At 51.4% G+C, this 13,901-nt stretch carries 11 protein-coding genes; 8 read left to right on the forward strand and 3 right to left on the reverse strand.

From position 1 onward, the window contains the following. Position 1 precedes the first annotated feature (1 nt). Positions 2 to 1,189 carry a glycine/sarcosine/betaine reductase complex component C subunit alpha gene (grdD, locus tag AAIG11_RS10495; protein WP_343186203.1) on the forward strand — a complete coding sequence of 396 codons (1,188 nt, stop codon included), beginning with the start codon at positions 2 to 4 and terminating at the stop codon, positions 1,187 to 1,189. Positions 1,190 to 1,723: 534 nt separating this feature from the next. Continuing rightward, positions 1,724 to 2,917 carry a GAF domain-containing sensor histidine kinase gene (locus tag AAIG11_RS10500; protein ID WP_343186204.1) on the forward strand — a complete coding sequence of 398 codons (1,194 nt, stop codon included), beginning with the start codon at positions 1,724 to 1,726 and terminating at the stop codon, positions 2,915 to 2,917. A 63-nt stretch (positions 2,918 to 2,980) separates the two neighbouring features. Here AAIG11_RS10500 and AAIG11_RS10505 read toward each other — a convergent pair whose 3' ends face one another. Beyond that, a complete protein-coding gene (locus AAIG11_RS10505) occupies positions 2,981 to 3,808 on the reverse strand; it encodes an XdhC family protein (protein ID WP_343186205.1) in 828 nt (275 codons plus the stop codon). Positions 3,809 to 3,955: 147 nt separating this feature from the next. Beyond that, positions 3,956 to 4,804, reverse strand: coding sequence for a selenium-dependent molybdenum cofactor biosynthesis protein YqeB (yqeB, locus tag AAIG11_RS10510; RefSeq protein WP_343186206.1), 849 nt, complete (start codon positions 4,802 to 4,804; stop codon positions 3,956 to 3,958). A 278-nt stretch (positions 4,805 to 5,082) separates the two neighbouring features. On the opposite strand from yqeB, the gene AAIG11_RS10515 reads away from it, so the two are divergent. The 4 genes from AAIG11_RS10515 to rocF all read left to right on the forward strand — a co-directional run bounded on the left by AAIG11_RS10515 (position 5,083) and on the right by rocF (position 9,344). Beyond that, entirely contained in the window at positions 5,083 to 5,913 is an 831-nt protein-coding gene (locus tag AAIG11_RS10515; RefSeq protein ID WP_343186207.1) for an epoxyqueuosine reductase, read from the forward strand. Beyond that, positions 5,903 to 7,783, forward strand: a complete 1,881-nt coding sequence (locus AAIG11_RS10520; RefSeq protein WP_343186208.1) for a methyl-accepting chemotaxis protein — start codon at positions 5,903 to 5,905, stop codon at positions 7,781 to 7,783. Before AAIG11_RS10515 ends, AAIG11_RS10520 begins: the two co-directional genes overlap by 11 nt. Positions 7,784 to 7,823: 40 nt before the next feature. Beyond that, positions 7,824 to 8,153, forward strand: coding sequence for a cupin domain-containing protein (locus AAIG11_RS10525; protein WP_343186209.1), 330 nt, complete (start codon positions 7,824 to 7,826; stop codon positions 8,151 to 8,153). A 285-nt stretch (positions 8,154 to 8,438) separates the two neighbouring features. Then, a complete protein-coding gene (gene rocF, locus AAIG11_RS10530; protein ID WP_343186210.1) occupies positions 8,439 to 9,344 on the forward strand; it encodes an arginase in 906 nt (301 codons plus the stop codon). A 93-nt stretch (positions 9,345 to 9,437) separates the two neighbouring features. Here the strand turns inward: rocF and AAIG11_RS10535 are convergent, their stop codons facing one another. Continuing rightward, complete coding sequence (locus tag AAIG11_RS10535; RefSeq protein ID WP_343186211.1) at positions 9,438 to 11,069, reverse strand: hypothetical protein; 1,632 nt, start codon at positions 11,067 to 11,069, stop codon at positions 9,438 to 9,440. 495 nt (positions 11,070 to 11,564) lie between these two features. On the opposite strand from AAIG11_RS10535, the gene ung reads away from it, so the two are divergent. Together ung and AAIG11_RS10545 are read left to right on the forward strand one after the other, a co-directional pair. After that, positions 11,565 to 12,266 (forward strand): uracil-DNA glycosylase, encoded by a 702-nt coding sequence (gene ung, locus AAIG11_RS10540; RefSeq protein WP_343186212.1) that lies wholly within the window; start codon positions 11,565 to 11,567, stop codon positions 12,264 to 12,266. Positions 12,267 to 12,361: 95 nt separating this feature from the next. Further along, complete coding sequence (locus AAIG11_RS10545) at positions 12,362 to 13,387, forward strand: branched-chain amino acid aminotransferase (protein WP_343186213.1); 1,026 nt, start codon at positions 12,362 to 12,364, stop codon at positions 13,385 to 13,387. Positions 13,388 to 13,901: the final 514 nt, after the last annotated feature.

Consider the following 13,901-nt stretch of genomic DNA (forward strand, 5'->3'; position numbering starts at 1 on the left):
GATGACAGATCGTACAGCCATTAAGCAGGAAGTCGGCCGCACCCTTCTCTCCTTCGCAGAGGCACTGGACCGGGAAGAGTTTGGCCCCAAGGTACGGGTAGGCCTCACCACCCTGGGCAGCGAGCTGGAACCCATTCATCTGGTAAAGGGAGCCGAGGCTGCCGTACGCCGATCCCCCGGCCTGGAAGTGGTGCTCATCGGCCCAAAGGTGGATACCACCCTGGAAACCGTTGAAGTCAACGATGAAGCCGACATGCACAAAGTCATGGAAAAACTGCTGGATGAAGGCAGCATTCAGGCCTGCGTCACCATGCATTATAACTTCCCCATCGGTGTATCCACCGTGGGACGTGTTGTTACCCCCGGTTTTGGTCGGGAAATGTTTGTGGCCACCACCACCGGCACCGCTGCCACCCACCGGGTGGCAGCCATGGTGAAGAATGCCCTCTACGGCATCATCACCGCCAAAGCCATGGGCATTGAAAACCCCACTTTGGGGGTATTGAACCTTGACGGAGCCAAGCAGGTGGAGCGGGCTCTGAAAACCCTTAAAAGTAACGGCTATGACCTGAACTTCTCTGAGTCAGTGCGATCAGACGGGGGCAGCATCATGCGGGGCAACGACCTGTTGACCGGGTCTGCCGATGTGATGGTCACCGACACCCTCACTGGGAACATCATGATGAAAGTCTTCTCCTCCTATACCACCGGGGGCAGCTACGAAGCCATGGGTGACGGTTATGGCCCCGGCATTGGAGAAGACCAGAAACGCATCATTCTCATCCTTTCAAGAGCTTCCGGCACCCCTGTGGTGGCCAATGCCATCCAGTACGCAGCTTCACTGGTGAAGGGGAACCTGATACAGGTGATGAAGGATGAACTTGCCAAGGCCAAAAAAGCCGGCCTGGATGACATTCTGGCAGGCCTCACCGCCGAAACGAAAAAAACCGAAGCCACCGAAGAAAAAATCACGGCACCCCCCAAAGAAATTGTCACTGGCAGCATTTCCGGCATCGAAGTCATGGATATTGAAGATGCCGTGCTGGTGCTTTGGAAAGCCGGTATCTATGCCGAAAGCGGCATGGGCTGCACCGGCCCTGTGGTGATGGTGGCAGAAGAAAGGGTGGCTCAGGCTGCCCAGTTGCTGGCCAAAGCCGGTTATGTGGGCATGGAAGGCGACACCTGCTAATATCATGCAGTTGATCGTGTGCATGGAATAGTGAATCAACCTTTCAACAGTAAAGCCGCTCCTGTAAAAGGGGCGGCTGAGATTGAAGACAAAGGGCTTTGGCCCGGCCAGCTGATTCAAGTCTTGGTTGTTTTGACAAGATTTCCAAGGCTGTCCTTTACCAAGTCCCTTGTCTTCATCTTATTTTGTATACAGTCTGAGCCGCTCCTGAAAAGGGGCGGCTTATGACGTTGTTCCTTAAAAAAAGAAGTCTTTTGTCCTATGTTTTTTCCCAAAGCACCTACACATATGTTATACTATTGACGTATTATGATTACCAAGCATTGATGACCTGCATTTAAGCATTCAAAGGTCCCTCTTTTCTCTTTTGCTCCCATCTGGTGTTTCATTCCCTTGAGATGATTGGATTCAACCCTTGCTTTGCTGATCAAGGTTGGCGAATGACATAAAGTGCCATTATCCAGCTTCTTATTTTTTCCATAACGAAAGTATGTCTAAAGCCCAGTTTTAGATCAACCACCTGGAGGCGATTCAATGATTTCCACAACCAACCCGACGCAACCGGAACAACCGCAGCATCCCCTGGAAGGTCCCTACCTGGAACTGATTGCACGTCTCTCTGCCCGAATGATTCACCTGAACCTTTCCAGCGATTATCTCATTGATGAAAGCTTGGCAGATCTGGGCCGACAGACAGCTGCTTCAAGGGCCTATGTGTTTCTGTTTCGATGCCAGTACACCTATATGGATAACCTGTATGAGTGGTGTGCCCCTGGTGTCAGTGCAGAAAAAATGAACTTGCAAAATCTGAAAACCGATGGCTTTCCCTGGTGGATGGCACAGTTACACCAGAACCAAATCATCACAGTTCCACGAACAGACGAAATGCCCAATGAAGCCCGTTCAGAACAGCAGATAGTGATGGAGCAGGGAATCAAGTCGCTGGTGGTGCTGCCCCTTCGTATCAAAGATGAACTCATCGGATATCTGGGATTGGATGACACCATACAATACCGGAACTGGAGCGACAGCAGTTTGTTGTCACTGCGTCTCATTGCCGACATTTTTTCAGGTGCTTTTGCCCGCCTGCGTTGTGAACAGGATTACCTGAATGCCAACGAGGCCATCGACCGACAAGATCACAACATTCGTCAGCTTCTTCAACGGATTCAACCTGATGAAAGTGCCCAAACAGTCGTCGGCTCCCTTGATCTTTCCCTCCCCATAGGCCTTCACAAAGAACCTTTTAATGAACTGATTCAACAGGTGATCTCGCTGCTGCAAACAGATCTGGTCATTTTCAACAACGTAGACCTGGCTTTGGACAACAAGCTGCCTCTCATGGACTGTAACCGGTTCGATCTGTGCCAGGTGATTCAGGCCATCATCAAGAATGCCATTGATGAGGCCTCCCATAAAAATGCTGTACTGGCCAGTCGGGGCGCCAAAGATACCAACCTGCTGAAAGTGGAGACTTTGAGGGAAGGCAATCATTTGATCTGTCATATTTCTGATAACGGCATGGGAATTCCCGAATGCAACCAGATGAAAATATTCGAACCCCTCTTTTCCACCAAACCCATCCACAACGGTTCGGGACTGGGCCTTTCTTATGCTTATGATGTCATTGTCAACAAGTATCAGGGAGACATCAGCATCTCCACCAACCACTGGGGCGGGGCTACCTTTACCCTTCGCCTGCCTTTTCGTCAGGAAAAATGCAAGTGAAGCTGGTCAGCCAACAACCGTTAAGCTGATAAGAGCCGCTCCCTTTCACCGGAGCGGCTCTTATCATAGGATTGGTGCAGATTCTGATTCGGTTTCCAGCAATTTCAGGTGTCTGGGTGTCGTTCCATATTTCACCGACAAAATTTGAGCCATGATGCTCACAGCAATTTCCTCCGGCTTTTGCCCCCCCAAATCAAGGCCAATGGGCATGTATACCTGGCGAATCTGCTCTTCAGACACGCCGGTTTCCCGCAGGGATTTGACGGTATGTGCCACTTTGGTTCGGCTTCCAATCATTCCCACATACGCGGCAGGTTTTCCCAGCACTGCCCGCAAAGCCAGTTCGTCCATCTGATGGCCCCGGCTGACAATCACCACATAGCTGCCGTTGTTCAGGGACATGGAGGCCATCAGCTCTCCCATGTCTCCCAGCAGCAGCTGTTCTGCTTCCGGAAACCGTTCCCGGCTGGCGAATTCTTTTCGGTCTTCCACCACTGTCACCCGAAAACCCATCATCATTCCCAGATGGTACAGGGCCTGGGCAATATGGCCGCCACCAACCAGAATCAACTGATTTTGAGGCCTGAACACTTTGATGAACACCTGGGCATCACCACCGCACTGCATGCCGATGCCGGCAGCGTCATCTTTCAGGTGGTAGTTTAGCAACCGGTCTTCTCCTGTTTCCAGGCATTCCCGGGCAGTTCTGGTGACTTCCCCTTCCAGTTTGCCGCCACCCACAGTGCCATAGCTGCTGCCATCAGCCAGTACAGCCATCATGGCACCGGTTTTTCCCGGCGTCGATCCCGTGGCTTCTGTGACAGTAATCAGGGCCACCGACCGGTTTCCTGTCATTTCCTCCGTCACACGTTTCAACACGTTGATTTCCATCAGCAACAAACCCCTTTCGATCTCAATAGTTTTGATTAATGAATTGATTGTTCAACGAATCCTTTTCATGACAATTCTCTCGGAATGCTTTGAGCTTTCCACCCAAAAACCGTTTTTTCCCTCCACATGCCTTGCCCTTTTCAGTGACTAACCCTTCCTTTTCCATTGAAGATGCAAGAGCGCTTCCAGAACACCACCGCCAATGGCTCGTGCCTTATCAGAGATCTGGTGGCAGTATTCCGGGTAAATGCGGGGATCAACATCTCCCACCTTAAACCCGGGTGTGACTGGCAGACCATCTGCCAGCAAGCCTCTCAACAGGCCGCCGATGGCCGTTCTGACAGGTATTTCATCAACCATCGCCACCGTCTGGCCCGCTTCCACCACATCGCCGATGACTGCCTCAGCTCTGAAAATGCCGCTGGCGGGCGAACGAAGAACGCGTTCACTGCCAACACCGGCAATAATTCCGGGCACTCCGGTGTTGGGCTGCGCGCTGCCTTCATAAATCACGCGCCCCAGCCAGTGGCCCCGCCGGCTCTCCACCACCGCATCCACATCGTCACCGGCAGTGAACCCCGGCCCCACACCAATCACCACTGGTGCCATACCCCGCTGAACACCCGTGTTCTTTTTCGCAAGGGTGGCATCCACGAGAACTGCCGGTGACATCTCCCGGCATATTTCTGAGGCCTCTGCTGATATGACAGGGATCACACCCTGCTGCCAAAGAGTCGGTGCCTCTGCCAGAGACAGAATGTGCCGGGCTTTCACCCCTTCCACGGTCATCTGATTTTCTAAAACAGCGCTGGCAAAGGCCACAGTTCGACGAATCACAGTGGGATGTTGCTGTTCAGTGATCATCAGCCGAAAACCACATTGATAAAGCCGGTGTGCCACGCCGGAGGCCAGATCACCACCGCCTCTGATGACTATCAGTTGATTTTCCATGACGGACTCCTTCCATTCCACAAATAATGTGAGCAGCGGGTTCATCTTGAATTCATCTGTGTCCACTATTCTTGACTGTACCCAGCTCAACCTTTATTGTACCCCATTCGCCTCACTTTTGTCGCTGATGATCTTCTTTCAGGCCGCCACATTTCACCAGCTTGGCGGGATATACAGATGCTTCTTTTTCATTTTAACAGGAATCAATGGCGGTATGTTTCCATCAACCATGGAATTTTTCTTTCATATAGGATAGAATAGAAGCATCCAGCTAAATCGACGATTCACGCAGCGCAGTCCCGTTTCACGAAAGGCGGTTGTCTATGGAACTGTTGATAAGAAAGTGGATTCAACAATACGTGGCAGATTATCCTAATCAAAAAGCACTGGAAAACTGCTGGCAGTCTCCCTTGACCGCCTTTGTTCCTGCTGAGGATCCCCGATTTCATCACATCAAAAACTGGGGACAACCGGAACACCAGCTTCCTGTTGATCTTCTCCCTGAAGCACGGACTGTTGTTGCTTTTTTTCTCCCTTTTCTGCCGGCAATCCCCCACAGCAACCGAAATGGCCGGCTGGCCTCCCGGGAGTGGGGAAGAGCGTATCTCCTGACAAATCAGCTCATTGCCGATCTCAATCTTTTTCTGAAAGATCAGCTGGAACAAGCCGGCTTCAAGGCGGCTTTCGCCCAGGCCACCCACAACTTTGATGAAACGACCCTCATGAGTGTATGGTCACATCGCCATGTGGCTTATCTGGCCGGACTGGGAAATGTTGGCCTGAACAATATGCTCATCACCGAAAAGGGCTGTTGCGGACGGGTGGGCACCCTTGTGACCAGCGCTCCCGTCACCTGTCAGTCCGTGACACCTGCCGAAACCTGTCTCTACAGGTATAATGGTTCCTGCGGTTTGTGTGTGCAGCGGTGCGTCAACGGATCTTTAACTCTTGATGCTTTTGATCGCCATCGCTGTTATGAAATGTGCCTTGAAAATGCGTCTGCTCTGTCCTCCATGGGACTGGCGGATGTCTGCGGCAAATGTACTGTCGGCCTGCCCTGTTCCGGAGTGAATCCGACGAGCAGACTGACCCCATCACCAGCGGGCTCCCCTGATGCCCGCAATCATAAGGAGGGTTCACTGAATGAGCTATGATGAAAGAAAAGCACCTCTTGAGACCAATGAGACACATTTGAATGAGCCGGAGCAACCGGCATCCGAAACATCTGAACTTCATGAAACGAGCGCCGCCGAAGGCTATCTGGAAACTACCCTTGACAGCTCACCCATGAAGGCCGACCAAACCCTCACTTCTTCCAGTGAGTCCGTTTCTTCCAAGAGAAAATTTACCGGCAGTATCCGCATTAAAATTCTGGCAGGATTCCTCACCATTGTACTGCTGCTGGTGGCTTCTGCCAGTTACACCCTCACCCAGGTGCGGCGAATGGCGGTGGACACTGCCCATTTGCTGGAGCAGGAGATCATTGTGTACCAGCTCTATCAGGAAATGACCCTGGCCATTTCAGAGCGCAGCAGCCTGATTTCCAATTACGTGCTCACTGGTACCCGTTCTTATCTGGATTCATTTTACCAGATCTCAGCTGTCAGTGACGAAATGATCGAACGCCTCAAGGAACTCTCCGACCGGCCGGAGGATATGGAGTTCATAGAGAGAAGCCTTGCCTGGCGGCGCATGGCAACTGGCGAGGTGATTCCCCTTTATGTGAATGGCCGCCACGAAGAAGCCGCCAAGGTAGTTAGTGAACGAATGGCACCGGAAGGTACCCAGCTGATTCAGCAGGCTAAACTGATCTCCGAATCACGTCAGCAGGAGTTTTTGGCCACCGGTGATGCGCTGATGAGAGCTCAAAATCGTGTGGTTAACCTGATTGGCGTTGCCATTGCCGCCGCCGTCCTCATTGCTGCTGCCCTGGCCCTCATCGTATCCAACCGCATTACCAGACCGCTTAAGCAGGTGTTGGCTGCTGCCAATGCCGTTGCCGAGGGAGACCTGCGTCAGGAAGTGCCGGTGATGTCCAATGACGAAACCGGCCAGCTGGCGGTGGCGGTGAATCAAATGATCATCAGCCTTAAGGGGCTGATCAAATCCAGCGACTTCATTTCTGAACAGGTGGCGTCCACCAGCGAAGAGCTGGCTGCCACCGCCGAGGAGGCTGCCGCTTCTTCTGAAGAAGTGGCCAAGACCATCCACGAGGTTTCCCGGGCCACGGGAGAGCAGGCGACATCTGTTGAAGATAGCAACCGGGGCATGAACAGCATTGCAGGTCATTTGCAACAGGTGACTGCCAGCATTGACGAAGTGCTCAATGGTTCCCGTACCACATTGGCTTCCGCCGAGAGTGGCCGTGGTGCCGCCCGCAAGGCGGTGGATACCATGAGCCAGATTCGTACCGCCACCGATGAAACGGCCGCCTCTGTGAAGGCACTGGATCAGGCTTCCCGGGAAATTGTCAAGATTGTTGATTCCATCGGAGCCATTGCCGACCAGACCAACCTTTTGGCCCTGAATGCCGCCATTGAAGCGGCCCGTGCAGGAGACGCCGGTCGTGGGTTTGCCGTGGTGGCTGATGAAATTCGCAAACTGGCAGAGCAGTCTTCCCAGTCTTCCAGCCAGATTGCCACCATCATCGACGGTATTCAAAAACAGATTCACGAAGCTGTGGCTTCCATGGAAGCCAATAATGAGAAGGTCATCAGCGGCACCGGTATTGTTAATGAAGCCAGCAGTCATTTCGAATCCATTCTGGAGGAAATCAACCATATTACCCAGCAAATTGATCAGGTGACTGATCTGGTGAGAGAAGTGAATGCTCACAGTGGTACCGTGGTGGGGCATTTCGAAAGTATGTCGGCTGTATCTGAAGAGACAGCCGCCTCGGCCCAGCAGGTATCTGCCAGCGCCGAGGAACAAACCGCTGCCATCAATGAAATTGCCGAATCTTCCACTGAACTGGCATCTCTGTCTCAGGAACTGCGCAACGCCATTGCTGTTTTCAAGTATTAGACATCTGCTGTTACAAGGGCAAGAGAGGAAGGTTGATTGAATGAACTCATTCTCAGTGAATCAGGGAGAAGGCCATTTTGTTGATATGATACCAGGCGTCAAACGGCGCAATCTGGTGGTGGGAAAAACAACCATGCTCTGTGAGTTTCATCTGAAGGAGGGGGTTGTCTTACCGCTCCACCAGCACCCCCATGAACAGACGGGGTATCTGATCTCCGGGCGGGCTCTTTTTGAAATCGATGGCAAGGAAATCGAGATGAAGCCTGGAGACAGCTGGTCCATTGGCGGCGATGTGCCCCATCAGGTGACTGTTCTCGAAACAGCACAGGTCATAGAAACCTTCACCCCCGTGCGGGAAGACTTTTTATAGAATCATTTCTCATAACGCCCTCCCTCTGTGGAGGGCGTTGTTGATTGAAGCGTTGATTGAAGACAAAAGGATTTGGCAGGGCAGCTGATTCCCTCTGCGTCGGTGTTTTTTATGCATTCTGCGGCCTTATTATATGTATAATAATTCACTCAACCGTTGTAATATCAATCTTTTCGCCGTTGACAGGCTTTATGCATTCATGTATATTTGAGGGAGAAGTGTGGCTGACAACTGCTTCTCTGTCGCCGGCCACTCTGATTCTGAAAAAACGGGAGGATGTGCCGAATGAATGTGAAAAAAGTTTCGATTATTGGTGTCCCCATGGACCTGGGGCAGAACCGCAGAGGTGTGGACATGGGCCCCAGCGCCATTCGATATGCCGGCGTGGTGGAAAAGCTGGAGAGCATTGACCTGGAAGTGGAAGATATGGGAGATATTCAGATTGACATGCCTGAACGGGTTCACAGCAGTTCTCTCCACAATCTGCGAAACCTGAAAGCCATCGAACAAGCCAACACCCGACTGGCCCAGTTGGTGGATCAGGTGGTGCAGGAGGGCCATTTTCCACTGGTGCTGGGTGGTGATCACAGCATTGCCATCGGTACCCTGGCAGGGGTCTCCCGTCACTATGAAGATCTGGGCGTCATCTGGTTCGACGCTCATGGCGACCTGAATACCGCCGACACGTCACCCTCCGGCAACATTCATGGTATGCCCCTGGCCTCCAGCATGGGTGTGGGCCACCCGGCGCTCACCGGCCTGGGAGGTTACGGACCAAAAGTGAAGCCGGAAAATCTGGTGATCATTGGCGCCCGCGCTCTTGATCAGGGCGAAAAAGAACTGATACGTCAAAAGGGCCTGCGGGTATACACCATGCACGAAATTGACCGAATGGGAATGGCTGCCGTGATGCGGGAAGCCATTGATTACCTGAAGGAACGCACCGACGGGGTTCACCTTTCCCTTGACCTTGACGGCGTAGACCCCACAGACGCTCCGGGTGTGGGCACACCGGTGATGGGCGGTGTTTCCTACAGGGAAAGTCATCTGGCCATGGAAATGCTGGCAGAATCGGGCATTGTGGTTTCAGCGGAGTTTGTGGAAATCAACCCCATTCTCGATGAAAAAAATCGGACCGCCAAGGTGGCCGTCGCCCTCATGGGCTCTTTGCTGGGTGACCAGTTGAAATAGGTCTCCTGAAATAAATGTTTGTCAGCTGAAAAAAGTCACCCTTAATTGACAGGGGTGACTTTTTTTCGGTATGAGCATGGGTTTAGCGCGGGTTTACCCTCTGTTCCAGCTGTTCTGGTAACGGTTACGATGGTAGGCAATGACCTTCTCCAGCTTAGCGATGACCCGCTGCCGGTTTCTGAAGTTTCCAGGAATACTGTCAAGTGCCGTATCCAGAAAGCCTTCAAACACCTGTGTCATATTGCCTTCTCCTGTCAGAAGAGCCACCGGGCGTTCTTTTCCCGGCCCGAGACTTCCCGCTAAAGCAGCCTGGTTTTCCTTGTAACCAAGACTCATGTTTAAATCCTGCCACAAGGGGTTTTTATTGGCCAGGTACACCTCATAATTGGGGTATTTTCGCAGGCGGTCCACCATGGATTCCAGCAGGCTGATCACCTGCTCTTCCTTTAGGCGCAGGGGTTTTGTGGTGAAACTTTCCAGTGGGTTCAACACTGCCTGAGTACCCCGGGAAAGCTGGTTCAGCAGATTAAGAGGCAGCACTTCCACATAACTGAAGTGGGGAATGTTTTTGCGGAAGGCTTCCAGTCGCTTTTGGTGCAACTGCAACCGCCGCCATCGTTCTTCGCTTTTAATGCCTTCCTGTACCATCAGCTGCTCATACAGTGGCAGACTGAGGCTCGACCCCGACAACCCGTTTTTCCACCCAATCCAGGTGCCTGCCTCCTCTTCCAGCTTCACCACCTGCTCCATATAGCTTTCAAGCCGGGTAGCAGTATAAAAGCGCACCAGCGGCATACACTCTTTCAGCAGGCTTTGGTAGCTGCTTTCCAGAATTTTGGCCACCACAGGATCACGGAAGAAAAAAGTATAATACTGATCTTCCGGTGTCTCTTCATTGACAGAGGCAAACACCGCAGCTTGGTTACGAATTATGAAGTAGGTATTCTGAAAGGGCAGCTCCCGGTATCGGGGAAAATACCAGGAACGCACATTACCGGTTAAATGCAGGGGAATCCAGTATTTCATAATATTCAACAGATCGTCGTTTTCACGATCCATGTGATGAATGATGGTTACCTGATGACCGCCGGTGAGAACTGCCGTTAGCTTTCGGTTCCATTCTGCCATGAAGACCGGGTCTTCCATCATCCAGCTCAGATTTTCCTGGCTGAGAAGCAACAGCTCCTGGGGCGGCTTCATTTCAAGCACCAGATCCAAAAACTCAATAACTGCTTTTCGCCGCCCGGAACGACCGGCATGTAAATGATACTGGTGGAGGTTTCCACCAGTGGGTGCCGGGGCGTCCATTGAAGTGGGGGGAACCGGAGCCGTTTCCACATTCATCAGTTGCTGCATCAGATGAATCACCTGGCGCCCCTGGGCACTGGAAGGTGACATGCCTTCCTGGTTTTCCCCATTTTCCTCTGCGATCAGCCATTCCAGCAGAAACTGTTTCAGTGCCATTTCACTGTCGTCCAGATGCAGTTCGGCCGATTCGCCCAGAATACGTCTCAGCCGGTGTTGCAACAGGGCATCACTTTCCACATACTGTTCATAGAAAAAAAACACAACTTCTTTGACATAACCGGCACTGCGGGCAGGCAGGCGATTGCCGTGACGCCATTTACTGATCAGCGACGGATCAACACTCAACCTTTTCGCCATCCGACTGTTACTGATGCTGAACAGGTCCATCAAAGCGTTAAGCTTCTCTGCAAAATCCATAAAGGTTCCTCCATTTTCTCACAGCTTCCGTCAGCGCGTCTTCTCGTAGGCTTGATTGTCTCTCTCTTTTGTCATTCCTCACAGTCTTCTGAGCCAGTCACTTCATCACCAAACTTTTTCGTCTCAGATCCCCATGCTGACACCTCATCATCTGTGGTAACTGTCGTGATGACCGACTATTTTCTTGAGCACCCTTCGTAACCACTGGCATCTTTGATTTCTATAGATTTTCCAGCAGAAAGTGCGGTGATTCACTTTTTCTGAAGTCTTTAATTTTTAGCTTCTTATATCATGACAAAATTTAGCCACTGATGTCAAGGGCAATCCTGTTAAAATCCCGGAAATTGTCTTCTTTCTGATGATTTCCGTCGACTATTAGCGCAAAATGCCTCAACTTACCGCTCTTTCTCTTATGACGACCCTTATTCCATTGAAGCCCTTCTGCAAAATTGTTACAATATAGAAGACGACTCAGCCGAAAGGATGTCTTCCAAAATGGCACAAATTCTAAAAAATGACTGGCATCTGTCTCTATCTGCCGAATTTGACAAAGACTACTATCAAAAATTAAGAACATTTTTGATCCGGGAGTATAAGACCAACCAGGTGTATCCACCCATGCATGATATTTTCAATGCCCTGCACTACACTTCCCTGGCTGATGTGAAGGTGCTGTTGCTGGGACAGGACCCTTACCATGGGGAGAAACAGGCCCACGGCCTTTCCTTCTCGGTGCTGCCCGGTCAGCAAATCCCCCCCTCCCTTCAAAACATCTATCAGGAGCTGCAGGATGATCTGGGCTGCACCATTCCCACCCATGGATATCTGAAAAAATGGGCTGACCAGGGGGTGCTGCTCCTTAACACGGTGCTGACCGTCAGAGCCCATGAAGCCCATTCCCATAAAGACATGGGGTGGGAACTGTTCACCGATGCAGTGATTCGTGTCATCAATGATCAAAGTCGCCCCATTGTCATTTTTCTGTGGGGAAAACCAGCGCAAGCCAAAGAAAAAATGCTCACCAATCCTCATCATCTCATTTTAAAAGCACCTCACCCAAGCCCCTTATCGGCTTATCGGGGATTTTTTGGATGCAAGTGCTTCAGTCAGGCAAATGTGTTTTTAACCTCTCACGGCATTGATCCCATTGACTGGCAAATTGAACCGCTGGCCGCCAGACCCACTTCTGAAGGATGATGGCGGCAGCCTCACATCAGCCTTCAATATGATATAATAGGACTGAAGTGAATCGCCACTTTCACAGTTACCTACCAATATACAGGAGGGATTATATGAGCACATCGGTATCCATTGATTGGAGTCAACTGGGATTTTCGTACTTTAAAACCCCTTACCGCTACATTGCCCGCTGGAAAGACGGCCAATGGAACGCAGGAGAACTGACAGAAGACAACACCCTGCACATCAGCGAATCTTCTACAGCCCTGCACTATGGCCAGCAGTGTTTTGAGGGTCTGAAGGCTTACCGTACCAAAGATGGCAGTGTGCAGCTCTTCCGCCCCGACCAGAATGCCCGGCGGATGCATCAGAGCTGTGACCGTGTGTTAATGCCACGGGTACCTGAGGACATGTTCATTGACGCCTGCCTTCAGGTGGTAAAAGCCAACCTGGACTACGTCCCTCCTTACGGCACCGGCGCCACCCTTTATTTACGACCCTTTGTCATTGGTGTGGGCGACAACATTGGCGTGAAGCCGGCTCCCGAGTTCATTTTCAGTGTCTTCTGCCTGCCGGTGGGCCCTTACTTCAAGGGCGGTATGGCTCCCGTAAACTTTATGGTTTCTGAGTTTGACCGGGCTGCACCCTATGGCACCGGAGCCGCCAAGGTGGGGGGCAACTACGCCGGCAGCCTGATGCCCCACGAACAGGCAGTGGAACAGGGCTTTGCCGACTGCATTTACCTGGATCCCCTGACCCATACCAAAATTGAGGAAGTGGGAGCCGCCAACTTCTTTGGCATCACCAAAGACAATGAGTTTGTCACCCCCAAATCACCTTCCATTCTTCCCAGTATCACCAAGTACTCCCTGTTGTATCTGGCAGAGCACTATCTGAAGATGAAGGTTTCTGAACGGGATGTTCTCATTGACCATCTGGATGAGTTCGCCGAGGCCGGCGCCTGCGGCACCGCTGCTGTCATCACTCCCATTGGCGGTGTTTCTTACAAGGGCAAGCTTCATGTGTTCCACAGTGAAACCGAAGTGGGCCCCGTAACGAAAAAGCTCTACGACACCCTTTGCGGTATTCAGTTCGGTGATGTGGAAGCCCCTGAGGGCTGGCTGGTAAAGTTGGATTAATCAGGATAACGAAAGTAGTCATGAAACAACATAGCGTAACCATGGAAAACGCCCTAAAGATCGGCTTGACGGCCGGTGTTCAGGGCGTTTCTTTTGGTGGGTTGAGGGTTTCTCCATTGAAAACACTTTTATAACACATCCCTCGGGTCTTCTCTCATCTGCTCAATCAAGACACTCCGAATGTCAATGAATTTCTGAGCCGCGCGCTGATGAATTTTTGAGCCATTGTGCTCGCCAATTTGTGAGCCAATAGCTTCGTTACTGTCTTTGCTTTTGATCTTTGACTAAGTAACACAAAAAGTTCGTCGTCGAGGCTGTTAAGATGTGGTCAACGCCAGAGGCGTTGTCCAAGCGGTTGTGGGCTCTGTGGGTAACTCCACTTGAGGAGTTATCCATAGAATCCACAATTGCAGCAACTTAATAGCCTGTCACCCCTGCTCCATTCGATAAGATGGGTTGTTCATATTAAGGATGTGGGACCGAAAAGTAAGTCGATCCACCAATGCCGTAATCA

The sequence above is a fragment of the Anoxynatronum sibiricum genome, from assembly GCF_039414295.1.
Classification (GTDB): Bacteria; Bacillota; Clostridia; order Peptostreptococcales; family Tindalliaceae; genus Anoxynatronum; species Anoxynatronum sibiricum.